This window comes from Dongia soli (assembly GCF_034044715.1).
Lineage (GTDB): Bacteria > Pseudomonadota > Alphaproteobacteria > Dongiales > Dongiaceae > Dongia_B > Dongia_B soli.
The window spans coordinates 20,659-43,277 of the sequence record NZ_JAXCLW010000004.1; the positions used below are offsets into that span (position 1 = coordinate 20,659).

General features: G+C 58.9%; 21 protein-coding genes. 6 read left to right on the plus strand and 15 right to left on the minus strand.

Annotated features, from left to right (window positions below):
• Positions 1–20: 20 nt before the first annotated feature.
• The 4 genes from SMD27_RS14925 to cysD all read right to left on the minus strand — a co-directional run bounded on the left by SMD27_RS14925 (position 21) and on the right by cysD (position 4,970).
• Positions 21–512, minus strand: coding sequence for a bactofilin family protein (locus SMD27_RS14925; RefSeq protein ID WP_320509210.1), 492 nt, complete (start codon positions 510–512; stop codon positions 21–23).
• Positions 496–1,938, minus strand: a complete 1,443-nt coding sequence (locus tag SMD27_RS14930) for a peptidoglycan DD-metalloendopeptidase family protein (RefSeq protein WP_320509211.1) — start codon at positions 1,936–1,938, stop codon at positions 496–498. The genes SMD27_RS14925 and SMD27_RS14930 overlap by 17 nt, the downstream gene beginning before the upstream one ends.
• Positions 1,939–2,310: 372 nt before the next feature.
• The gene (gene cysC / locus SMD27_RS14935) at positions 2,311–4,176 is read right to left on the minus strand and encodes an adenylyl-sulfate kinase (RefSeq protein ID WP_320509212.1); all 1,866 of its coding nucleotides are present in this window, start codon (positions 4,174–4,176) and stop codon (positions 2,311–2,313) included.
• A complete protein-coding gene (gene cysD, locus SMD27_RS14940) occupies positions 4,176–4,970 on the minus strand; it encodes a sulfate adenylyltransferase subunit CysD (protein WP_320509213.1) in 795 nt (264 codons plus the stop codon). The genes cysC and cysD overlap by 1 nt, the downstream gene beginning before the upstream one ends.
• A 523-nt stretch (positions 4,971–5,493) precedes the next feature.
• On the opposite strand from cysD, the gene SMD27_RS14945 reads away from it, so the two are divergent.
• Entirely contained in the window at positions 5,494–6,183 is a 690-nt protein-coding gene (locus SMD27_RS14945) for a LexA family transcriptional regulator (RefSeq protein ID WP_320509214.1), read from the plus strand.
• Between the two features lie 46 nt (positions 6,184–6,229).
• Here the strand turns inward: SMD27_RS14945 and SMD27_RS14950 are convergent, their stop codons facing one another.
• Positions 6,230–7,213, minus strand: a complete 984-nt coding sequence (locus SMD27_RS14950) for an MDR family oxidoreductase (RefSeq protein WP_320509215.1) — start codon at positions 7,211–7,213, stop codon at positions 6,230–6,232.
• Between the two features lie 25 nt (positions 7,214–7,238).
• Positions 7,239–8,582, minus strand: coding sequence for a dihydroorotase (locus tag SMD27_RS14955; protein ID WP_320509216.1), 1,344 nt, complete (start codon positions 8,580–8,582; stop codon positions 7,239–7,241).
• Positions 8,583–8,808: 226 nt separating this feature from the next.
• Here SMD27_RS14955 and SMD27_RS14960 point away from each other — a divergent pair, with 226 nt between their 5' ends.
• Positions 8,809–9,009, plus strand: a complete 201-nt coding sequence (locus SMD27_RS14960) for a YdcH family protein (RefSeq protein ID WP_320509552.1) — start codon at positions 8,809–8,811, stop codon at positions 9,007–9,009.
• Positions 9,010–9,129: 120 nt separating this feature from the next.
• On the opposite strand, the gene SMD27_RS14965 is transcribed toward SMD27_RS14960, so the two are convergent.
• The gene (locus tag SMD27_RS14965) at positions 9,130–9,396 is read right to left on the minus strand and encodes a hypothetical protein (protein WP_320509217.1); all 267 of its coding nucleotides are present in this window, start codon (positions 9,394–9,396) and stop codon (positions 9,130–9,132) included.
• 164 nt (positions 9,397–9,560) lie between these two features.
• Positions 9,561–10,346: a GGDEF domain-containing protein gene (locus SMD27_RS14970; RefSeq protein ID WP_320509218.1), complete on the minus strand. Its 786-nt coding sequence runs from the start codon at positions 10,344–10,346 to the stop codon at positions 9,561–9,563.
• Positions 10,347–10,610: 264 nt separating this feature from the next.
• Between SMD27_RS14970 and purE the strand changes: the two genes are divergently transcribed.
• Complete coding sequence (gene purE, locus SMD27_RS14975; RefSeq protein WP_320509219.1) at positions 10,611–11,108, plus strand: 5-(carboxyamino)imidazole ribonucleotide mutase; 498 nt, start codon at positions 10,611–10,613, stop codon at positions 11,106–11,108.
• A 78-nt stretch (positions 11,109–11,186) separates the two neighbouring features.
• Entirely contained in the window at positions 11,187–12,278 is a 1,092-nt protein-coding gene (locus SMD27_RS14980) for a 5-(carboxyamino)imidazole ribonucleotide synthase (protein ID WP_320509220.1), read from the plus strand.
• A 27-nt stretch (positions 12,279–12,305) separates the two neighbouring features.
• On the opposite strand, the gene SMD27_RS14985 is transcribed toward SMD27_RS14980, so the two are convergent.
• Both SMD27_RS14985 and def read right to left on the minus strand, forming a co-directional pair.
• The gene (locus SMD27_RS14985) at positions 12,306–12,989 is read right to left on the minus strand and encodes a COQ9 family protein (protein ID WP_320509221.1); all 684 of its coding nucleotides are present in this window, start codon (positions 12,987–12,989) and stop codon (positions 12,306–12,308) included.
• Between the two features lie 10 nt (positions 12,990–12,999).
• Complete coding sequence (gene def / locus SMD27_RS14990; protein ID WP_320509222.1) at positions 13,000–13,551, minus strand: peptide deformylase; 552 nt, start codon at positions 13,549–13,551, stop codon at positions 13,000–13,002.
• Positions 13,552–13,759: 208 nt separating this feature from the next.
• Here def and rpsU point away from each other — a divergent pair, with 208 nt between their 5' ends.
• Positions 13,760–13,963 (plus strand): 30S ribosomal protein S21, encoded by a 204-nt coding sequence (gene rpsU / locus SMD27_RS14995; protein ID WP_320509223.1) that lies wholly within the window; start codon positions 13,760–13,762, stop codon positions 13,961–13,963.
• A 107-nt stretch (positions 13,964–14,070) separates the two neighbouring features.
• Here the strand turns inward: rpsU and SMD27_RS15000 are convergent, their stop codons facing one another.
• The 5 genes from SMD27_RS15000 to SMD27_RS15020 all read right to left on the minus strand — a co-directional run bounded on the left by SMD27_RS15000 (position 14,071) and on the right by SMD27_RS15020 (position 20,574).
• Positions 14,071–15,468 (minus strand): NAD(P)(+) transhydrogenase (Re/Si-specific) subunit beta, encoded by a 1,398-nt coding sequence (locus SMD27_RS15000; protein WP_320509224.1) that lies wholly within the window; start codon positions 15,466–15,468, stop codon positions 14,071–14,073.
• 21 nt (positions 15,469–15,489) lie between these two features.
• The gene (locus SMD27_RS15005; RefSeq protein WP_320509225.1) at positions 15,490–15,906 is read right to left on the minus strand and encodes an NAD(P) transhydrogenase subunit alpha; all 417 of its coding nucleotides are present in this window, start codon (positions 15,904–15,906) and stop codon (positions 15,490–15,492) included.
• 12 nt (positions 15,907–15,918) lie between these two features.
• Complete coding sequence (locus SMD27_RS15010) at positions 15,919–17,067, minus strand: Re/Si-specific NAD(P)(+) transhydrogenase subunit alpha (RefSeq protein ID WP_320509226.1); 1,149 nt, start codon at positions 17,065–17,067, stop codon at positions 15,919–15,921.
• Between the two features lie 307 nt (positions 17,068–17,374).
• Positions 17,375–18,727, minus strand: a complete 1,353-nt coding sequence (locus SMD27_RS15015; RefSeq protein ID WP_320509227.1) for an ABC1 kinase family protein — start codon at positions 18,725–18,727, stop codon at positions 17,375–17,377.
• The gene (locus SMD27_RS15020) at positions 18,724–20,574 is read right to left on the minus strand and encodes a M3 family oligoendopeptidase (protein WP_379989981.1); all 1,851 of its coding nucleotides are present in this window, start codon (positions 20,572–20,574) and stop codon (positions 18,724–18,726) included. Before SMD27_RS15020 ends, SMD27_RS15015 begins: the two co-directional genes overlap by 4 nt.
• A 232-nt stretch (positions 20,575–20,806) precedes the next feature.
• Between SMD27_RS15020 and SMD27_RS15025 the strand changes: the two genes are divergently transcribed.
• Positions 20,807–22,600, plus strand: coding sequence for an AMP-dependent synthetase/ligase (locus SMD27_RS15025; RefSeq protein WP_320509228.1), 1,794 nt, complete (start codon positions 20,807–20,809; stop codon positions 22,598–22,600).
• The last annotated feature ends 19 nt before the right edge of the window (positions 22,601–22,619 follow it).

Consider the following 22,619-nt stretch of genomic DNA (forward strand, 5'->3'; position numbering starts at 1 on the left):
GACGGCGCGACGCAACAAAGTCAGCTTGCGGCTCGCTGTTGCTCGGTTTGCTTGGCAGCCTGCTTCGCGGGCTGGTGGCCTGCCGCAGTGGCCGGTTGTTTGGCGGTGTCTGGTTCTGCCGTCCCCGGCACCTTGGACTTGGTATCGAGCCGCTTGCAGGCCCCTTCAAGGAAGGCGCCCTGTGCGATCGCCAGTGAATGATGCAAGACATCCCCCGTCACATGCGCGGTCTTTTCCAAGACCACGTTATCGGCCTTGATCTGGCCGATCAGCTTGCCGCAGACCCGAACATGCTCCGACTGAATGCTTCCCGTTACGACAGCTCCTTCGCCGATCACAACACTGCCGCTGCGGATATCTCCCTCGACCTGGCCGTCGATCTGGATATCCCCCTGGCAAATCAGATCGCCGGAGATACGCAGATCCGCGCTGATGATCGAGAGCATGCCGGCCTTGGCGGTCTGGCGGCTATTATCCGCGTTGGTCTTATCCTTGTTAGCCTTTGAAAACATAGCGACCTGCTTTCAGGAAGCCCATCGGATCGATAGGTCTCTCGTTGTAACGAACTTCGTAATGCACATGCGGTCCGGAGCTTCGTCCGGTGTTGCCGAGACGTCCCACGACATCGCGATAATCGACGGTCTGGTCTTTCTTCACCTGGATGGAATCGAGATGCGCATAAAGGGTGTGGATGCCAAAGCCATGGTCAATTTCCACCAATTGGCCATAGCCGCTCTGCCTGCCGGCGTAAACCACCCTGCCCGGTGCTGTCGCGAGGACGTCAGAGCGTAATGTTCCAACCATGTCGACGCCTTCGTGAATCGCCTTTTCGCCATTGAACGGATCCACCCGGGCGCCGAAGGTGCTAGAAATATAGTAATGATCGACCGGCGCGGTGAGCGGCAAGGAATGCAACACGACTTGCAATTTTTCCCAGCGGCCGACCTCGTCATCCAGCGAGGCAACGCTTTCCATCAGCTTTTGCTCACTTTTTCCGGACGCGCTCGCCGGCGCCGGAATGAAGGGCCCGCCTTGCCCTTCCGCTTTGCCGTCGGTTGCCAGCAATAACTTATCGACCTTCAAGCCGGTCATTTCGATTGTCTTTTCCATCTCGGCCATATTTGAGCGTGCCCGTTCGGCCAGATTGGAAACAAAATCCGCCTGCTGTTCCTGCAGGGATGCGAGGCGTTCTTCAAGGCCGGAAATCGATCTCGACATATCCGCCCGGGTTGTCTGCAGCGTATTGCGTTGCGCGATCATCGTCGCGAGTGCCCGCTCGTTCTGCTGCACCTGAACTGCCAAGTCTTTCTTTTCGGCATCGGTGCTTTGCACATCTGCCTGCAAACCGGTGACCTGGTCATTCAGGGTGGCGAGCTTCACCAAGGCGGCCTGATGCTGCTGCCGCTCGGCGCTCAGCAGTTGATTGAGCATGCGGACTTTCTCGGCAAGCTGCCTCGCCTCCATCGTCTGGGCCGCGAGCTGGCGGGTCAAATCCGCCTCGCTGCTCGTCGCCAGACGATCCTCTGAACTGGCCTGCTGCGGTTTCTTTTGATCTGGCGCAGCTTCCGAACTCCACAAATCGACCACCGCCTCCGGCATGGAGCGCAAGGTGGCAAACATCATGGGTTCAACAGGAGGGCCATCGCGATGGGGTTCGGCCGCGAAGCTGCCAATGACGGGCAGAAGATCGCTGTAAGGGGACACCGTATCGAGGCCGACCCATTCGCGGGCATGAAAAGATGGCTGCGGCGCGGCCGGAATAGCAGCTGTGACAATGGCGATGAGCGCTGCCCCGGTGAGCAAGGCGGACAGAAGGAGCTGCCGCCGCGTCGAAAGGTGCAGATATGATACGCGGCCGTTGGTTCGAATGAGGATATCGCGCGGCATAAAGCGCTCTTCCAGGCGCTCCTGAATTCGCTGCATAGCCGTCTTGATCACGTCATGTCCCCAGTGTCGAAACGCCCCGCAATCACCTACCAGCGATCACGAACCTGCAGTCAGTTTGAGGCGGTAGGCCTATGCACGCCGTTTCAAGCCGGCAGCTTCGACATCTATCCCCCGGACAGGAAATCCTGGCCAACCCTGATCCATTGTTCCTTTGCGGATATCATGCCATTACCCCCAGATATCCGGGAACGTCTCTCCATTTATCGAGCAGGAACCTTAGGAAGCGCTTAACGGCCAAGCAAGCGGAAACCACTGCTGACATTGCGGCATCGTCTAAAAATCATAAGAAATTAAATTAAGTTACTTATCCGCGGCCTATCGCCGACACAGTTTACGAGATGTTATTTAGCGAGAGCTGCAAGATCAGGATCGGAATGTGCGTTCCACATAGGCGATCACCTGCTGTACGCAAGCTTCCACCGACCACTTCTGCGTATCGACAACCAGTTCCGGATCGTCGGGCAATTCATAGGGCGCGGAGATACCGGTGAAATTACCAATCTCACCCTGGCGCGCCCGCCGATAAAGACCTTTCGGATCACGCAGCTCGCAGGCCGCCAGATCGGCTTTGATATAAACCTCGTGGAACGTGCCATGGGCGGCATTTCTTGCCCGCTGCCGATCGGAACGGTAGGGCGAGATGAAGGCGGTAATTACGACCATGCCGGCATCTGCGAAAAGCGCCGCGACCTCGCCGATACGCCGGATGTTTTCCGCCCGGTCTTCCGGCGAGAAGCCCAGATTGGCATTAAGGCCGCGGCGGACATTGTCGCCATCCAGCACATAGACCTGGAACCCGCGACGGAACAATTCACGCTCCACCGCCATGGCGATGGTCGACTTTCCTGCGCCTGAGAGACCAGTGAACCAGAGCACACCGCCACGATGGCCGTTGCGCTGTGCACGATTCGCATGGGTGACCGTATGTTCCACCTCGGTCAGATTGCTTGACCGTATCGTCACCACTTGGCGCTGATTGGGATAGCCATCCATGCTGATGGTACCGCCGGCAACAAGATTGACGCCGTCCGTCAAAACGAAACGACCGGTCTTCGGATTATCCTCCAAGCGATCGAGCGCCAGCATCGCCTGCGACCGCAGGACGACATCGGCGATGCCATGATGCGGCACCGCATCGCTCGGCGCATTGGTCAACTGCTCGACATCGTAAAGCGCCTTGATCTCCTGTACCGTCACCGGCACTTCCCGCGTCTGCAAGCGCAAGCGGTAACTGGCACCCGGCCGCAGCGGCTCATTCGGCAACCAGAACAAACGGCCTTGGAAGACATTAGTTTCGATCGGCGGCGTCTCCTCGTGGCTTGCCAGATCGCCGCGCTCGATGAACAACTGCTCGTCCAGCGTAATGCCGACCGACTCACCGGCTTCGGCAACGGCTTTCGCTGGCGCAGACCAGGCTTCGATCGAAGCCACGCGTGCCGTCTTATTGCTGGGGGAGAACAGCAAGCGATCGCCAACCCTCAGCCGGCCGCTCAGCACGCGCCCGGCGAGAATGCGACGCTCGTCGAACTTATAGACATCCTGGACGGGGAAGCGCAGCGGCAGCGACGTCAGATCGGTGGCGCTGACGAAACCGTCTAGAGCCTCGACCAAGGTCTTTCCACGATACCACGTCATACGATCCGATGGCTTGACGATATTGTCGCCATCGCGGGCAACCACTGGGATGATATGTGCCGCTTGCATGCCGATATCGGCAAGATATTGCCGGTAGGTCGTTTCAATCTCAGCAAAGCGATCGGCGGCGAAATCGGCCAGATCCATCTTGTTGACAACGACGACGATCTGCCGGACGCCGAGCAATTGCAGCAGGTAAGCATGGGTGCGCGACTGCTGTTGCACACCCTGCCCCGCATCGATCAGCATGACGGCGGCATCGGCATTGGCCGCGCCGGTGATCATATTTTTGAGAAACTCGCGGTGTCCAGGCGCATCGATGATGGTGTAATCGCGCCGCGCCGATTTAAACCAGATCTGCGAGGTGTCGATGGTAATGCCCTGGTCGCGCTCCGATTGAAAAGCATCCATGAGGAATGCCCATTCGAACCGCATGCCCCGCCGCTCGCACATCGCCTGGATCGCTTCGAGCTTACCCTCCGGCAGTGAACCAGTGTCGTGAAAGAGCCGGCCGACCAGCGTCGATTTTCCGTGATCGACATGGCCGACGATGACGATGCGAAGCAGGTCGCGCAGAGACATTTCGTCCGACATTACATATATCCCGCGGCACGCAGCCGTTCGAAAGCATCTTCCGTTTCACGATCCATCGCCCGACCTGCCCGCTCCGGCGTTTTAGTCCCCTCCAGCTCGGCGATGATCTCATCGATCGTTGCCGCCGTGCTTGCGACCGGCGAGGTGATGTCCTGGTCGCCCAGCGAGCGATACCGCTTTCCGTCCTTGGCGAAATAGAGGTCCACGATCGGGATCTGCTCGCGCCGGATGTAGCGCCAGATATCGATTTCGGTCCAGTGCAGCAAGGGATGCACCCGCAGATGCGTGCCGGCCGGCAGATTGGTGTTGAAATAGTCCCAAAATTCGGGCGGCTGCTGGCGGAAATCCCAACTGCCTTCGCTCCCCCGCGGGCTGAAGACACGCTCCTTCGCCCGCACGCTCTCTTCATCCCGGCGAATGCCGGCGATGATGCCATTGAAGCCGTATTTCGCGATCGCGTTCTTCAGCCCCAGCGTCTTGCGAGCAGCCGACCGGGCGGCCGGCGGCAGACTGGCATCGGTCTCTTCGACCGGCGGGCAATCGTCGGTGATCAGGTTGAGATGCCAATCATGCGCATATTGGGCGCGGAAGGCATACATCTCGGGGAATTTCTTGCCGGTATCGATATGCATGACCGGAAAGGGCACATGACCGAAGAAAGCCTTTTTGGCCAGCCACACCATGACATTACTGTCCTTGCCGAGCGACCAGAGCATGGCTAATCGATCGATCTGGTTGAAGGCTTCGCGCAAGATATAGACGCTTTGGGACTCGAGCCGGTCGAGATGGTCCATCCGTTGATACCGCTATATACCGAGGGACTTCTGCTCTATCGCAGTTTTTACATGCAGGCAATGTTATACCTCGTGACATTTACGCAGATCCGAATGTCAGGAAAGGGCACTAAAGACACCTCCTCAATTCCATTGTCGTTGGCCGGCCTCCCGGCGTAATGCATTCGTAAAGCGGATTTCCCTCAGTCCAGGCCCTACGTCCACCCATTGCAGATAGGGTGGTGGCTCCTTAGCTACGGAATAAGCGACGGCAATTTAGGCAAAAGCGTTTCGCGAAGTTAACGGCCGCACATTTGTTCCTATTATGCTCCATATCTCCATCGCGTCGACGCAGAGTGCCCTCGAACTTTCCCAAGCAGTTGCAATGGTTTATTCGGCGGAACAACAATATTAACCGATGATTTACGATTTACGCAATTTACATCTTCTGTGTCAAGGGTGAAAAACGTATGATGCCGCGAAATACGGTGGCCGTCGGGTTGACGGTGGTCCGTCTACTGTGGCCGATAAGTGGGAGTTAGCGATGTCGGAAATTTCCGAAGCCGCACGACGGCTGAAGGAATTACGTGAGCAGGCCGGCCTGACCATGCGCACGGTGTCGGATGCGCTGGGCTGGAGTCTGACCCGCTATCAGCATTACGAGGATCGTTATAAGCGACGCTTTTTGCCTTTCGAACTGGCCCGCGCCCTGGAAGATATTTTCGTGCCGAACGGCGTCGAATCGGGCGCCGTGCTGCAACTGGCGGGCATCGAGCCGGGACAGTCCTCGGTTACCAACCGACGCGAAACCAACACGCAACGCCCACTGAATTTCAACGCCGCGGTGGGACAGCGGGATTTGCCCGTCATCGGCGCGGTCAAAGGCGGCAGTGACGGTTTCTATTTCAACGAAGGTGAGCCGAAGGAATTCGTCGAGCGTCCGGCTAACCTGAAGGGCGTTTTCAATGCCTTCGCCCTCTATGTCGATGGCGAGAGCATGGAGCCGCGCTATTTCGCCGGCGAGTTGCTCTATGTCAATCCCAACCGGCCGATTACCAAGAACTGCTTCGTTGCGATCGAACTGCAAGATGGCCAAGGCCTGATCAAACAGTTCCTGCGCCGAAGCGACGATGAGATCGTGCTGTATCAGTTCAACCCGCCGCAGGAGATCCATCTGGTCTCCACGCAGGTGAAGCGCATCTACCGTATCACCGGAGCAGGCGAAGCAACTTGATCGTCGCGGACAGGCCGAACGATCAGGGCCTTATATCACCAGACGCTCAGCCGATTTCGACCACGACGCGGCCACGCACTTTGCCGTCAAGAATGGCTTTGCCGAGGCGCGGCAAATCTTCCAGCTTCGCAGCTTCGATCGTGCTATCCAGCTTGTCCATCGGCAGATCGCGGGTCAGTCGCGTCCAAGCCTCTTGCCGCAGTTTCATCGGGCATTGAACGGAATCGATGCCGAGAATATTCACGCCGCGCAGCAGGAAGGGAATGACCGTGGTCTCCAGCTTGTTGCCGCCCGCCAGCCCGCATGAAGCCATGCTGCCACGATATTTGATTTGCGGCAAAACTGCCGCCAGCGTGCTGCCGCCGACCGCGTCGATGGCGCCGGCCCAGCGCTCGCCATCGAGCGGCTTGCCCGAAGGCGTGGAGATGGTCGAACGATCGATGATTTCCGCTGCGCCCAGATCTTTCAGATAAGCATGCGTTTCGGCGCGCCCGGTCGAACAGGTCACCGAATAGCCGAGCTTCGCCAAAATGGCCGTGGCCACGCTGCCCAAACCGCCGGCTGCACCGGTGACCAGGATCGGACCGCTTTCCGGCGTCAGCTCGTGGGCCTGCAAGGCCATCACCGCCAGCATCGCCGTGAAGCCGGCCGTGCCGATCGCCATAGCGTGGCGCGGCGTCATACCATCCGGCAATTTCACCAGCCAGTCGCCTTTCACACGCGCCAGCTCCGCATAGCCGCCCCAGCGGGCTTCACCGACGCGCCATCCCGTCAGGATGACTTTATCGCCGGCTTTGAAATTCGCATGTGAAGACTGCGTCACCACGCCGACAAAATCGACGCCGGGAATATGCGGATATTGCCGCACCAGGCGGCCGAGGCCGTTCAGAACCATGCCATCCTTGTAGTTCAAGGTCGAATGGCTCACTTGCACGGTGACATCGCCTTCCGGCAATTGGTCTTCCGCAACCGTTTCGATCGCAGCGGTTACCTTGCCGTCAGCTTCACGAAGCATCAGCGCCTTGAACATGGAATCCCCTTTTTCCAAACTCTGTTTATGCCGAGACCGGCAATGTTTCGCCGAAGCGCACCGGCGCTCCGATCGGTTTATCCAGCAGCTGACCGTCACGCATGATGACCTTGCCGCGAATGATGGTCGCCATGGGCCAGCCGGTCACCGTCTTGCCGTCATAGGGCGTCCAGCCGCTTTTCGTTTTCATCCAATCATGGGTAATGGTGCGCTTGGCCTTGAGATCAACGACGGAGAAGTCAGCATCGTAGCCGATTGCGAGACGGCCTTTGCCGGCGATATTGAAGACACGGGCCGGGCCGGCATTGGTGAGATCGACCAAACGCTGCAGCGACAAGCGGCCGGCATTCATGTGATCCAGCATCAACGGCAGCAAAGTCTGCACGCCGGGCATGCCGGACGGGCTCTGCGGATAAGGCCGGTCCTTTTCCTCTCGGGTATGTGGCGCATGATCGGAACCGATGCAATCGACGATACCGGTGCGAACAGCTTCCCAAATACCGGCCTGATGATGAGCATCGCGCACCGGCGGGTTCATTTGGGCGTAGGAGCCCAGCCGATCGTAGCAATCGGGCGCCACCAGCGTGAGATGATTGGGCAGGACCTCGACCGTGGCGATATCCTTGTTCTGTGCCAGGATCGGCATTTCATCGGCGGTGGAAACATGCAGCACATGCACCCGCCGCCCGGCCCGCCTTGCAATCGCCAAGAGACGTTTGGTCGCCCGTACCGCCGTTTCTACGTCCCGCCAATTGGGATGTTCCCGTGGATGCGCGCCGTCCTTTACCAGCGCGAGGCGTTCGCGCAACCGCGTCTCATCCTCCGCATGGATGGCAACGCGCCGGCGGCCGCGCCGCAGGACATGTTCGAGCGTCTCGTCATCGGCCACCAGCAGGCTGCCGGTGGAAGACCCCATGAATATCTTCACCCCCGCACAACCAGGCAGCAATTCAAGCTGCCCCAATTGGTCGGCATTCTCATCCGAGGCCCCGATAAAGAAAGCGTGGTCGACCCAGGCCCGCCCCTTGGCGGCAGCCAGCTTGGCTTCCAGATCGCCCGCTGTCAGCGTGTTGGGATTGGTATTCGGCATCTCAAAAATCGCGGTGATCCCCCCGATCGCCGCGCCCGCCGTGCCGGCGGCGAGGTCTTCCTTATGCGTGAGACCCGGTTCACGGAAATGCACCTGGGTATCGATCGCCCCCGGCAGGATGGTCAAGCCATCAGCCGGAAATACGACGGCCGCCTGTCCTGCACCGAAGCGGCCAATTCCGGCGATCCGTCCGTCCCGCACGGCGATATCGCCGTTTTCAAGCCCGTTCGGCGTGAAGATCGCGCCATTGGTAAGAAGAAGATCGAAACGTTCAGCCATGGATCGAGACCCAGCGAATAAAAGGGGATTTGCTTCATCTCTATAGCGCCGGCTACGCCCTGGCAACAGCCAGGCCCGGCAACTGGAAACAGGTAAGATGCAAGGTCGCGTCTTTCGCTGTCAAAGGCCTGAAACATCATGGAAAAGAATGTGACGGAATCGATGACGCGTCCTATCATTTGGGCTAGAATTGGTGCTTGTGAGCCAGAGGGGTGTTCGCGCCGTGATGATCGGTATCAATGAAATGCGGGTGAAGCTCGAAGAGCTGCGCAGTGAACACCGTGACCTTGATGACGTAATTCGGCAAATGGCAGAAACCTCGCCCTTCAACCAGCTTCAGATCCAGCGCCTGAAGAAGCGGAAGCTTGCGCTAAAGGATCAAATCATCAAGCTGGAAAGCAAACTCTTGCCCGATATCATCGCCTGAAGGTCCACCCGAAGATTTTCCTGGCAGCCCCACGGCTTGACAGGATCGAGACCGTCAAAAAAGCGATGCCGCCGATAGCGGCATCGCTTTATTTATCGAAACCAGGCCAAGTTACCGGAACTATTCCGAAGAAGACGGCTGTGTTGTTTCCTGAACTTTCTTAGCGGCGTCCTGCGCCGCATCGTTCACAGCCTCCCCCGTCTGCTTGGCGGCATCCTGAGCGGCATCGCCGGCTTTCGCGGCGGCCTCGCCCGCCGACTTCGCGGCATCATCGAGCTTCTGTTCAATGGTCGATGACGTCTCACCGCTATCGGCCTTCTGTTCGTCCTTGCCACAAGCGGCCAAGGTCAGCCCCATCGCGATGACGGCGTAAAAAAACGGTTTCATTTTACCTCTCTTACCCTATGTCACGCCGACAGCCAGAAATGCCCGCATAACAGGCGGCGATCGGCGACCACAATTTAAGAGAGACGAAGAGAGGGGCAATTCAAGTTCTGTTGATCGACCGACTTCGGCCGTCGCAGCCAACAGCCACTGCAGATAGCGCGGCGTTATTCCGTCGTATCGGTCTGGAGCTCGCTTTCGGCGTTACGCTCGATATTCGCATAATGCCGGCGCTTGCGCTGATACATATTAGCATCAGCGGCATCGATCGCCGTCTCCGCCGTCTGCTCCGCCAGAAATTGATGGATCCCGACTGAGCATGACAGAAACAACTCCTCATCGTTCCACTGAAAGGGCGTCTCGGTAATAAGGCGCACCAGCCGGTTGGCCTTATCCTGCGCCTGGCGCTCAGTCGCCTGAGCCAGGATCACACCGAATTCGTCGCCCCCCAACCGGCCGACGATATCCGTATCGCGGGTGTTTTCCAGCAACAGACGGGTAAAATGCATCAATGCGGCATCGCCGGCAGCATGGCCGAAGCGGTCATTGATGATCTTCATCCCATTGATGTCGAAGTAAAGCAGGCTGCCGGGAGCGCCGTAGCGTTCGGCATAGGAGATCATGCGTGTCAGTTCGCGCAAAAAGGCCCGCCGGTTCGAAATCGGCAGCATAGCGTCTTCATCAGCCAGCTGTTCGAGATGTGCGATCCGGCGGCGCGTATGCTCCAATTCGTCCCGCAGGTGACTGACTTCGTCGAGGAGGGCTTGCAGGGCAATGCGGACATTGGGCGACAGTTCGCCCTCACTGAGCCCTAAAAAGGCAACCCGGTCGGCCGCGGTCGTTGCCGCCGCGGCATCGGCTATCTTGACCGCTGTTGCCGCCGCCGCGCCTTTGACGACCGACGAAGACTGCCGTGCGCGCCCTACACCCGCCGTCCGGTTCCGGACCTTCATCGGGGTCCTCTTAGATCACAAAGCATGCCTCACCGGCCCCCACCGGCATATGGCGGCTATCGGTGCAGCTTATCCACAGCCTCCAGCCGGCGCCGCGACACTGGGCCTCGTGCTCCCGTGTTTTGGCAAAAGTCACAATGACATGTATTGGTTAAATCCACATTAATAGCTAGCTATATTCGCAAGACGTTGCCGCCTTGTTTTGCATAAGGCTCCCCCTATAATGCGCGCCCGGTTAATCAATCGAGAACGGATTCAGGAAAAATGATCACGGCTCCACCGCAGGTCGCCGTCATCATGGGCAGCCAGTCCGACTGGCAAACCATGCGCCACGCCGTCGACATTCTCGGCGAATTCGCCGTGCCGCATGAAGTCCGGATCGTCTCTGCCCATCGCACCCCCCACCGCATGGTCGAATTTGCCGAAGGGGCGCGCGGCCGGGGCTTGAAGGTGATCATCGCCGGGGCCGGCGGGGCAGCCCATTTGCCCGGCATGGTGGCCGCTATCACTGATCTCCCCGTCTTCGGCGTACCAGTGGAATCTGCCGCGCTGAAAGGCCAGGACAGTCTCTTGTCGATCGTGCAGATGCCCGGCGGCGTACCCGTGGGCACGCTGGCGATCGGCAAGCCCGGTGCCATTAACGCCGGCTTGCTGGCGGTTTCGGTCCTATCCCTTTCCGATTCGGCGCTGGCGGCGAAGCTGGCTGCCTATCGTCGGCGTCAAACAGAGGGCGTCGCTTTGGAGCCGAGCCGCGACAGTTGACCAATGGTATGATTCCCGACCCGACGCGCGCCGAGCTATAGGCGGCGGCTGCAAAACCTCACGACCGGATCACAGAAGATGAGCATCGATCAAGGCCAAACCATTCCACCCGGCAGCACCATCGGCATTCTGGGTGGCGGACAGCTCGGCCGCATGGCCGCATCCGCTGCCGCGCGCCTTGGCTACAAAGTGCATATCTTCTGCCCCGATAAATACAGTCCGGCTTCGGAAGTTGCCGCCGCCACCACGGTGGCGGCCTATGACGATGAAAGCGCGCTGCGAGCCTTCGCCGAAGCGGTGGATGTGATCAGCTTCGAATTCGAAAACATTCCGGCGAGCTCGACCGCCTTTCTCGCGGCCTTGAAACCGACCCGCCCCGCGCCGCATGTCCTCTACCTTACGCAGGAACGCTTGCGTGAGAAGAACTTCCTGGCATCGATCAATGTGCCGACCACGCGCTTTCTCGAAGTGGGTCGTCCCGAAGCCATGCCGCAAGCCGTCCAGACATTGGGGCGGCCCTGCATCTTGAAATCCGCCAACTTCGGCTATGATGGCAAGGGCCAGGTCAGGATCGATCCCGAAACCAATCTCAACGACGCCTGGGCGCGGATGGGCGCCGACCTTGCCATCCTCGAAGCCTTCGTCGATTTTTCCAAAGAAATTTCCGTCGTCATCGCGCGCGGCGTCGACGGCAATACCGCGCAATATATCGCGGTGGAAAACCAGCATCGCCATCACATCCTGGATGTGACGATCGCGCCGGCTCGTGTTTCGGAGATGGTCGCGCAGCGCGCCGAAGCGATCGCCCGGCATATCGCCCAGGAACTCAAATTAGTCGGCCTGCTGGGCGTCGAGATGTTCGTCACCGACAATAATGAAGTCCTGGTCAATGAACTGGCGCCGCGACCGCACAATTCTGGTCATTGGACGATGGATGCCTGCGTCACCAGCCAGTTCGAGCAATTCATCCGCGCAGTATGCGGCCTGCCGCTTGGTTCTGCGGAACGGCATTCCGATGCCACGATGAAGAATCTGATCGGCGATGAAGTCTATCAATGGCGCGAGATCCTCGCCGATCCGGGCGCCAAGCTGCATCTCTACGGCAAGACCGAAGCCCGGCCGGGCCGCAAAATGGGTCACGTCAACCGACTGACGCTTCGCAACAATTGATCGAGTTTGGGAAACTCGGGCTGCGGACTATCGCGCAGCCCGCCGTCGGAAGCCTGGCCGGCGGCCCCGCTTCAACAGCCGCAAGGGATGTGGCAATCGGTCGGATATGTCGCGCAGCTTCCCCATCGTCTGGCCAAGCGCCTGGGGGATTCGCATCACATCGCCGATACGCCGGTCAAGAAACGCCCAGGTCGCCGCGCTGCCGTCGGATTTGTCGTTCAGCCAGTAAAGCACAGTCGCCGAATAGACCGCCGCGAGCAGCGCCCGCTTCGTATAGAAATTGTGATCGGTCGACTGGTCGCCGACGGCATACCAGATAGCGTTGACCGTGCCGTAAAGCAGCTTCGTCGCCAGAGCGGCATTCTGGGGCATCATCAGCAAGGTGCAGCCGGCGCGCACGGCTTCGCGATGCGGCTGGCATCCTTCCAGACGGATGCGGATGGCCGCCGCAACACGGTCGCGGATGCGCAGGCTGGCAATCTCTGGCGCAGCCATCGCTGCTACCATCCTCTGATCGGCCACTTCATGCCAGAAGATCAAGGCATCCCGTGCACCGCCGGGAAAAGCGTTGAGCACGCGATCCGCCGCCAGGCCGGTATCGTTGCCAGCTGCCTGCAGGGCAGCCTCGCTCCAGCCGTCGAAGGCGACATGATTGAGGACCGCCGCCAACAGACGCTCGCGATCCTGGTTCCGGTCATAGGCATCGGTCATTTCTGCCTCATCAATCGATATCCGCAGCGGCTTCCACGGAGCGCCGCATCTCTTCAACAAAGCTCAGCGTAGAAAGATCGGCCATTCGCATTGGATACAAGATACCGTCCAAATGATCGCATTCATGCTGCACCACGCGCGCGTGAAAGCCCCGCGCTTCGCGCTCGATCGGCTGGCCTGTCCCATCCAGGCCACGATAGCGGATATGGGTATGACGTGGCACCATACCGGCCAATCCCGGCACCGAAAGGCAGGCTTCGAGCCCGGCAGCCATCTCCTCGCCCAGCACCTCGATCTCCGGATTGATCAGCACCGTGAACGGAACCGCAGCCGCGCCGGGGCCATCTTCCTTACCGGCCCGGGCTTCCGGGACGTGGAACATCACCAGACGCAGCGGCACGTGCACTTGGGGCGCCGCCAGCCCTGCTCCGCCGATATCGACGAGTGTCTCTAGCATGTCCTTTATAAGTCTTTGAATTTCTGGTACTTTTACGTCGGATATTAGCTCCGCCCGGCGCTTCAGCACTGGATGCCCCATACGGGCGATCTTTAGAATGGCCATTCGCTACCTACCTTTTCCAGGAATATGGGGCAGATTCGCTGCACAAGAAAGGGGTACAACGCTGTGAAAGAAGGCGTTTTTAGCCCGCCGGCCCTTGCACTGGGGCAAAATCCTGTGTTATCCACACCCGTCAACTGGCAGCCGGCGTGCTGCCTGACGAGTTTTTGCGTTTTTACCTAACTCAAACCTAGAAAGGCTGTGATCAACCGTGCAAGTTCTCGTCCGTGACAACAATGTCGATCAGGCTCTGCGCGCGCTCAAGAAGAAGATGCAGCGCGAAGGGATCTTCCGCGAAATGAAGATGCGCCGCAATTATGAAAAGCCGTCGGAGCGCAAGGCGCGCGAGAAGGCTGAAGCTGTGCGTCGTCACCGGAAGCTGATGCGCAAGCGGATGGAGCGTGAGGGCTACTAAGCACTCAAGCTTCCGGGACCCTGGTCCCGAGCACGTTGAAGCTAGGAAGGCCGGAACATTGTTCCGGCCTTTTCTTCTTTTATGTCTGTCTCATTAGGCCGTGACGATTAGCCAAGCGACTTGACGATGTCCTCGCACATCTTTTTGGCGTCACCGAACAGCATCATGGTGTTGTCTTTGAAAAAAAGCTCGTTCTCGACGCCGGCATAGCCGGAGGCCATCGAGCGTTTCACGAATAAAACTGTCTTCGCATTCTCCACGTCCAGGATGGGCATGCCGAAGATCGGGCTCTGGGGATCGCTCTTCGCCGCCGGATTAGTCACATCATTGGCACCGATAACGAAAGCGACGTCCGCCTGGGAGAAGTCGCGATTGATATCCTCCAGCTCGAAGACCTCGTCATAGGGAACATTCGCTTCCGCCAGCAGCACATTCATATGACCAGGCATACGTCCCGCCACGGGATGGATGGCATAGGATATCCTCGCCCCCTCCTTCTTCAGCAGGTCGGCCATCTCACGCAAGGCATGCTGCGCCTGAGCCACCGCCATGCCATAGCCCGGCACGATGATGACGCTACTGGCATTCTTCATGATAAAGGCCGCATCATCGGCGCTGCCCGATTTGACCGGACGATCGCCGCCCTTGCCCCCTCCCGCTGCGGCGGCGCCCGCATCGGTGCCGAAGCCGCCCAAAATGACATTGAAGATCGAGCGGTTCATGCCTTTGCACATGATGTAGCTGAGGATCGCACCGGAGGAACCAACCAAGGCGCCGGTGATGATCAGCAAATTATTGGACAGGGTAAAGCCGATGCCGCACGCCGCCCAGCCGGAATAGCTGTTCAGCATCGACACGACGACAGGCATATCCGCGCCGCCGATCGGCAAAATGAGTAAGAAGCCCAGCAGCAACGACACGGCGACCAGCGCCCAGAATAAAACCGGTGACTGGCCCAGGATCAGCGCGACGATCAGGGCGATGATCGCGATCCCAAGCGCGGCGTTCAGGAGATGCTGCCCAGCGAAGACCAGCGGTGCGCCGCTGACAAGTCCTTGCAGTTTTAAGAAAGCGACGATCGACCCTGTGAAGGTGATGGCGCCGATCGCGACACCCAGCCCCATTTCCACCAAGCTGCCCGCGTAAATGGCACCGACCTCGCCAATATGGAATTCGGCGGGCGCGTAGAAGGCTGCGGCAGCGACGCAGACCGCCGCCAAGCCGACCAGGCTGTGGAACGCGGCGACCAATTGCGGCAGTGCCGTCATTTGAATCCGGCGGGCGATGAAGGCACCAACCACGCCACCCGCGATGATACCGCCGACGATGAACGAGTAGCTGCGTACCGATGGCAAGGCGGCGGTCGTTACGATGGCCAGGGCCATGCCGGCGATGCCCCATCTCAGACCGCCGCGCGAACTTTCCGGCGATGACAGGCCGCGCAACGCCATGACGAAACAGACAGAGGCAATCAGATAAGCTAAGGCGGTCAGGTTCTCACTCATCTTCGGCTCCTTCCCGCTCGCTCACTTCTGCTTTTTCTTGAACATCGAGAGCATGCGATGCGTCACGATGAAGCCGCCAAAAATATTGACCGAGGCAAGGGCCACGGCAATGAACCCGAAAATCTGGCTGAGGCTGAAATCTCTCGGTCCAGCCTCGATCAGCGCTCCGACAATAATCACCGAAGAGATTGCATTGGTGACGGCCATGAGCGGCGAATGCAAAGCCGGCGTCACCCGCCAAACGACGTAATAGCCGACGAAGCAAGCCAGAACAAAAACCGTTAGAAGGAAAATGAAAGGACTGTGAGCTGTGTGTTCAGCCGTCCTCTGCACATCGACATTCGAGACTTCCTGCGCCAGCTGGCTGGCCTGCACGGCGAGCTGTTGTGCGCTGTTCGCGACGTCCATTGCTTTTTGGATCAGATCATCCGTATTCATCCGAATCTCCCCTCAAGCCTTGAATGCGGGGTGGATGATCTGGCCGTCGCGCGTCAAGGCAACGCCCTTCACGATTTCATCCTCCCAATTGACTTTCAGCGCTTTCGACTCTTTGTCGACCAGCAAGGTGACGAAATTCAGCAAGTTCCTGGCATAGAGCGCCGTGGCGTCCACCGCGAGACGGCTCGGCACGTTGTTATGGCCGACGAGCTTGACGCCGTGCTTCACAACGACCTTACCGGCTTCCGAAAGCGGACAGTTTCCACCCTGCTCTACGGCGAGATCGACGATGACCGAGCCGAGTTTCATCGACTTCACCATCTCCTCGCTGACCAGGACCGGCGCCTTGCGGCCAGGTATCAGCGCCGTGGTGATCACGACGTCCTGTTTCTTGATCGTCTCGGCAATAAGGGCTGCCTGTTTCGCCTTATAGGCATCGCTCATTTCCTTGGCATAACCGCCGGCGGTTTCCGCCTGTTTGAACTCCTCATCCTCGACGGCGACGAAACTGGCGCCAAGGCTTTCGACCTGTTCCTTGGCCGCCGGCCGAACGTCGGTCGCACTGACGATCGCACCGAGACGACGTGCCGTGGCAATCGCCTGCAAACCAGCGACACCGGCACCCATGACAAGAACGCGCGCCGGCGCAACGGTACCCGCAGCAGTCATCATCATGGGAAAAGCGCGGCCAAATTCCGCCGCCGCATCGAGGACCGCTTTATATCCGGCGAGGTTCGATTGGGAACTAAGCACATCCATTGCCTGCGCCCGGGTGATGCGCGGCATCAACTCCATGGCAAAAGCACTCACGCCCTTGGCGGCATAGCCGGCAATACTGTCCTTGGCGCCATGGGGATTGAGGATCGCCGCCAGGAGAGCGCCGGACTTCGCCCCGGCCAGCTCGTCCAAACCTCCCTCTTCAGCCGTCAACGGACGCTGCACCTTGAGGATCAGATCGGCATCGGCGACGGCCGCAGCGGCCTCGGGAACGATGGTGGCTCCCGCGGCGGTAAAAGCTGGATCGGCGATGGCTGCGGATTCGCCAGCACCGCTTTCGATGCAGACCTCAGCGCCTAGGGAAATGTATTTCTTTACCGTGTCAGGGGTTGCGGCGCAGCGCTTCTCATCGGCGCGCCGTTCTTTCAGGATTGCGATCTTCATCTCTCGCCGACCCCCTATTTTGTTTTACAAAGCCGCCTTGCGGCCATCGTGCATACGCTCAATACCCTGTAGTCGCCGTCATATTCGCGACGGTATTTGAACTCGGCATCGCATCGCGACGCTTCCCGGCCAGCCGGCCGATCGGCCGTCCGCTATCGTTTTACTGATTTTTCAGGTAGTTGCACCGCTTCCGACCGAAAGCCGACACCCCTCCCGACCAACCGGCAAGCAATACTCTGCCGATTTTCATTGCAGCGAACAAGGGGGGCAAAAGTAGAAGCCGGCACCGGCAAGGAGCGCGGCGCAATCAGCTCTTGGCTAGACCGACGGCTTTCATCGCGGCTTTCTGCCGACGGTCCAGCGCCTTGGCATCGAAATCATGGATCAGCTCATGGAACAGCCGATACCAGTTGATCTCCGCCTTGAGATGCATGAAAACCGAGCCAAGTCCGATGGCTGCGCGATCCATGAACACGAATTCCCTCGGCGGGGTCACCGGCCCAAGGCGGCGCAATTCGCCATGCACGCTTTCAGCAACCTCGCGACCATAGATCCCTGTGTCGTGATCGTGAATGCGGCGGGTCCTGTCTTCCAACAGGGGGCCATAGACAAAATGCGCCCAGCGATTGAGCACGTCGATCACGTCGGCATTCAGGCCCTTGAAGCCCCAGCCTTGATAAGCCGAGACAGCGAGATCGCGATCACCGTTCAGCAAAGCGTAATAAAGATCGATGACGCCTTTGACGAATTTGCCGTCGAAAAACCGGATACAGCCGAAATCCAACAGATTGACGCCACCATCTTCCCGGACCGTGTAGTTGCCGAGATGCGGATCGCCATGAATAACCCCGTAGTCGTAGAAAGGGACATACCAGGCGCGGAACATGTTATAGGCGACCGTATTGCGCAAATCGACACCGGGCTTCCGGTCGAGGAAGCGCATCAATGGCTCACCATCGACCCAGGTCATGGTTAGCAGGCGGCGGCTGCTGAGATCGATAATCGGCTCCGGCAGATGGATATCCTTCTCCTGGGCCAGCATGCGGCGATACAAGGCCATGTGCCTGGCTTCCAACTCATAGTCCAATTCCTCGCGCAGGCGATCGGCAATCTCGTGATGAATCTCGTTGGTCGAAATCGCCCGGTCATAGCGTTCGTAAATACCGAAAATCAGCCGTAATTGCCGGAGATCGGCTTCCACCGCCGAGGCCATGTCGGGATATTGCAGCTTGCAGGCAAGCAGCCGGCCATCGGGATGTTTCGCTCTATGCACCTGCCCGAGCGAAGCCGCGGCCGCCGCTTCATGCTCGAAGTCCTTGAATTTATCCAGCCAAGCTGCGCCCAATTCGGCGGCCATGCGCCGCTTGACGAAAGGCCAGCCCATGGAAGGCGCATTCGACTGCAATTGTTGCAGCTCATGCACATATTCCTTTGGCAAGGCATCGGGAATGGTGGCCATGATCTGCGCCACCTTCATCAATGGCCCCTTGAGGCCGCCGAGTGCGGCCTTCAATTCCGCAGCATGACGGCCACGATCGACCTTCAACCCGAGATAGCGTTCACCCGCGACCCGTGCGGCCAGGCCGCCGACGGCACGTCCAACGCGGGCATAACGCTGGACGCGCCCTCCAAGGGAATTACGCTCCCGGTCTGTGCTCACGCTTGCTCCAGTTGATCGATGAACCCTTCGATAACGCCGAGGCCTTTCGCCCAGAACGTTGGATCGGAGGCGTCGAGGCCAAAAGGAGCCAACAGCTCCTTATGCCGCTTGGTTCCTCCTGCCTTCAGCATGTCGAGATATTTCTCGGCAAAGCCCGCATCTGCATTCTGGTAGACGGCATAAAGCGAATTCACCAAGCAATCCCCGAAGGCATAGGCGTAGACATAGAACGGCACATGAATGAAATGCGGGATATAGGCCCAGTAGATGCCGTAATCACTGTTTTCCGGCAGGTGGATGCCGGAGCCGAGCGCCTCACGCTGAGTCTCCAGCCAGATCGTGGAAATCTGTTCCGGCAGCAATTCGCCTTGCTTGCGCTGCTCATGCAGACGCCGCTCGAATTCGTGCATCGCCACCTGGCGCACGACCGTGTTCAACATATCCTCGACTTTACCGGCCAGCAGCAGGCGCCGTTTGGCCGGATCGGTCTCGCGTTTCAGCAGTGCCTGGAAGGTCAGCATCTCGCCGAAGATCGATGCCGTCTCCGCCAAGGTGAGCGGCGTATCCGACAGAAGCGCGCCCTGCGGCCCGGCCAACACCTGATGCACGCCATGTCCAAGTTCATGGGCAAGGGTCATCACATCACGGGTACGCCCATGATAATTCAGCAGCAGATAAGGATGTGCGCTGGGTACGGTGGGATGGGCGAAAGCACCCGGCGCCTTGCCCGGTGTCGCCGGCGCATCGATCCAATTCTTGTCGAAGAAATCGCGGCCGATACGCGCCATTTCCGGCGAAAAGGCCTGATAAGCGTTCAGCACCGTGTCCTTTGCCTGGGGCCAGGCGATCAGGCGGTCATCATCAAGCGGCAGCGGCGCATTCCGGTCCCAATATTCCAGCGCCTTCTGCCCCATCCACTTGGCTTTCAGCTTGTAATAGCGATGCGACAGGCGCGGATAGCCTTGCTTCACAGCATCGATCAGAGCGTCGACGACGTCGTCTTCGACCTGATTGGCAAGATTGCGTGAAGAAACGGGACGCGAGAAATCCCGCCATTTGTCCTCGATCTCCTTATCCTTCGCCAGCGTGTTGGTGATGAGAGCAAAGAGCCGCTGGTTCTCCTTGAAGCCCTTGGCGATCGCCGCTGCCGCCGATTGCCGCTTTTTCGGATCGCGGTCGGTCAGCAGATTCAATGCTTCATTGCTGGTCATACGCTGGCCGTCGACGTCGAAGCGTAGCTCGGCTACCGTTTCATCGAACAGGCGATTCCAAGCGGCGCGGCCGGTGATGTATTTTTCGTGCAGCAAGCGCTCGATATCGTCGGAGAGCTGATGCGGCCGGAAGGCGCGAGTCGCCTCGAGCCACGGTTCATAACGCCGCAACGGTTCATGCGTCAGTTTCTTTGCCAAGACCGCATCATCGAGCTTGTTGATCTCCAGCGAGAAGAACAACGTCTCGACGGATATGTCGTTGGCCCGTTCGTTGATCTCCTGCTGGAAGCGGGCGATCTTCGGATCGGTCATATTGCCGGAATAGAGAAGCTGGGCATAGCTCATCACCTTGCCCAGCAATTCCTGGATCGCTTCATATTCTTCGATCGCCTTCAAAAAGGCCGGGCCCGACAGTTCCGTCAGTTTTCCCTCATATGCCTGGCGAAAGGTTTTCGACCGAGTCGCGGCCGCCTCGAGATCACGCTGGATTTCCGGCGCCTCCGGGCCGGCATAGAGATCGCCCAAATTCCAGTTCGGCAGTGCCCCCAGATCCGGTGCCGACGCACCGGCCTCCGCCTGGGGCGACCGGCGACCTGCCATATGACCAAGAGCGAGCGCAGTAACTGGCTGTTTCATCTGGGCTTTCCTTTAATCTTTGCTCAGTTTTCCATCTGATTTATATGGGAGCTGACCTGCCGTCGCCAAGGACTCTCCAGCAGCCGGAAACCGGGGAGCAGTTCAGGATAGTCGGTGGAGGGTTGCAAGACCGATGCAATGTCCTTCTAAGATGCACCAAAAGCCGGAACTTCGGCAATGCATCCGAAAGGGGCAACGGACGGTCCGTTCAGGAGTCAACAGGAAGCCTCGCATGACTTTCGAAACAGTACCCAGTCTGGTCCGGCTTTTTAACGACCAGGCGAATGACCAGGCCAAGCAACCCTTCCTGTGGCGCAAGCGGGGTGGCTCCTGGCAGCCGCAAAGTTACGGTTCCGTTGCGGACGATATTCGTCGCTTGGCGCGCGGCCTGATCGCCCTCGGCATCAGCGCCGGCGATCGTGTCGCCCTGATCTCGGAAAATCGCCCGGAATGGCTGATCTCCGATCTCGCCATCATGTCGGTCGGCGCCATTTCTGTGCCGGCTTTTGCCACCAATACGATCGAAGACAACCGTCACGTCCTCACCCATAGCGGTGCGAAAGGCTTGATCGTTTCCAACAATGCAATTGCCAAGCGGGTTCTGCCGGCCGCGATGCAAGCGCCGGAGCTGCGCTTCCTCGTCTCGATGGAGGGCCTGGACCTGGCGCAGAGCCTGCCGATCGATGCTTTCGATTGGAAAGCCGCAATGACTCTCGGCGAAAATATCGCCGATGATGAGATCACCCGGCGCGTCGATGCGTTGCAGCGTACCGATGTCTGCTGCTTCATCTATACATCCGGCACGGGCGGCGTCCCCAAGGGTGTGATGCTGACCCATGGATCGATCCTCTGCAACATGCAGGGTGCCCATAAGCTCATTCTGGAACTCGGCCTGGGAAAGGAGGTCTTCCTTTCCTTCCTGCCGCTGTCACACTCTTACGAACATACGGCCGGGCAGTTTCTGGCGATCTCGCTGGGCGGGCAGATCTACTATGCCGAAAGCGTCGAGAAATTGGTGGATAACATGGCGGAGGTCCGCCCCACCATCATGACGGCCGTTCCCCGGCTTTATGAAGCGATCCACCAGAAAATCCTGCGCGGCCTGAAAACTGCCAAGCCCTTCCAACGCCGCATGTTCGACCTTGCCTTGCAGCTTGGCCGCAAGCGCTATGAAGCTCCCGGCACATTGACCTTTAAAGAAAAGCTGCTCTATTTCGCCTGCGATTTGACCGTTCGACGCAAGGTCAAAGCACGTTTCGGCGGCCGGTTGAAGGCCTTCGTTTCCGGCGGCGCGGCATTGAATTATGAGATTGGCGTCTTCTTCCTGGCGCTCGGCATCCGCGTTCTGCAGGGCTACGGGCAGACGGAATGTTCGCCGGTCATCACCTGCAACCGCCCGACACGCATCCGTATCGACACGGTCGGCCCGGTCTTCGACGGGCTGGAGGTCAAGATCGCGGAAGATGGCGAAATCCTCGTCCACGGCGAAGCGGTTATGAAGGGCTATTGGCGTGACGAGGACGCTACGTCGCGGGCAATTCAGAACGGCTGGCTGCATACCGGCGATATCGGTGAATTCGACGCTGATGGCAATTTGAAGATCACGGATCGCAAGAAGGATATCATCGTCCTCTCCGGCGGCGACAATGTCTCCCCGGCGCGGGTGGAAGGCTTCCTGCTGCTACAACCCGAAATCGGCCAAGCCATGGCCCATGGCGACAAGCATCCGCATCTCGTTGCATTGATCGTGCCGGATTCGGATTTCGCCAAAGAATGGGCTCGTCAGAATAATGTGGAGGCGTCGTTGGAAAGCCTCGCCACCGACGCCGCATTCCAAAAAGCGATCAGCCAGGCAGTCGATCGCGTAAATGCCGGTCTTTCCGCCATTGAGCGCATCCGCCGTTTCGCCTTGCTGCCGGAAGGTTTCACCATCGACAATGCGATGCTCACACCGTCGCTGAAAATTCGGCGCCACAAGATTCGAGAACGCTGGGCTAGCGTTCTCGCACGACTTTATGAGAAATAACGGATAAGGCTGGTTGGCC

Bases quoted from the DNA above. Each gene is read 5' to 3' on its own strand.
- SMD27_RS14925 (WP_320509210.1), bottom strand. From the start codon at position 512: ATGTTTTCAAAGGCTAACAAGGATAAGACCAACGCGGATAATAGCCGC.
- cysC (WP_320509212.1), bottom strand. From the start codon at position 4,176: ATGTCGGACGAAATGTCTCTGCGCGACCTGCTTCGCATCGTCATCGTC.
- cysD (WP_320509213.1), bottom strand. From the start codon at position 4,970: ATGGACCATCTCGACCGGCTCGAGTCCCAAAGCGTCTATATCTTGCGC.
- SMD27_RS14945 (WP_320509214.1), top strand. From the start codon at position 5,494: ATGTCGGAAATTTCCGAAGCCGCACGACGGCTGAAGGAATTACGTGAG.
- SMD27_RS14950 (WP_320509215.1), bottom strand. From the start codon at position 7,213: ATGTTCAAGGCGCTGATGCTTCGTGAAGCTGACGGCAAGGTAACCGCT.
- SMD27_RS14955 (WP_320509216.1), bottom strand. From the start codon at position 8,582: ATGGCTGAACGTTTCGATCTTCTTCTTACCAATGGCGCGATCTTCACG.
- SMD27_RS14960 (WP_320509552.1), top strand. From the start codon at position 8,809: ATGATCGGTATCAATGAAATGCGGGTGAAGCTCGAAGAGCTGCGCAGT.
- SMD27_RS14965 (WP_320509217.1), bottom strand. From the start codon at position 9,396: ATGAAACCGTTTTTTTACGCCGTCATCGCGATGGGGCTGACCTTGGCC.
- SMD27_RS14970 (WP_320509218.1), bottom strand. From the start codon at position 10,346: ATGAAGGTCCGGAACCGGACGGCGGGTGTAGGGCGCGCACGGCAGTCT.
- purE (WP_320509219.1), top strand. From the start codon at position 10,611: ATGATCACGGCTCCACCGCAGGTCGCCGTCATCATGGGCAGCCAGTCC.
- SMD27_RS14980 (WP_320509220.1), top strand. From the start codon at position 11,187: ATGAGCATCGATCAAGGCCAAACCATTCCACCCGGCAGCACCATCGGC.
- SMD27_RS14985 (WP_320509221.1), bottom strand. From the start codon at position 12,989: ATGACCGATGCCTATGACCGGAACCAGGATCGCGAGCGTCTGTTGGCG.
- def (WP_320509222.1), bottom strand. From the start codon at position 13,551: ATGGCCATTCTAAAGATCGCCCGTATGGGGCATCCAGTGCTGAAGCGC.
- SMD27_RS15000 (WP_320509224.1), bottom strand. From the start codon at position 15,468: ATGAGTGAGAACCTGACCGCCTTAGCTTATCTGATTGCCTCTGTCTGT.
- SMD27_RS15005 (WP_320509225.1), bottom strand. From the start codon at position 15,906: ATGAATACGGATGATCTGATCCAAAAAGCAATGGACGTCGCGAACAGC.
- SMD27_RS15010 (WP_320509226.1), bottom strand. From the start codon at position 17,067: ATGAAGATCGCAATCCTGAAAGAACGGCGCGCCGATGAGAAGCGCTGC.
- SMD27_RS15020 (WP_379989981.1), bottom strand. From the start codon at position 20,574: ATGAAACAGCCAGTTACTGCGCTCGCTCTTGGTCATATGGCAGGTCGC.
- SMD27_RS15025 (WP_320509228.1), top strand. From the start codon at position 20,807: ATGACTTTCGAAACAGTACCCAGTCTGGTCCGGCTTTTTAACGACCAG.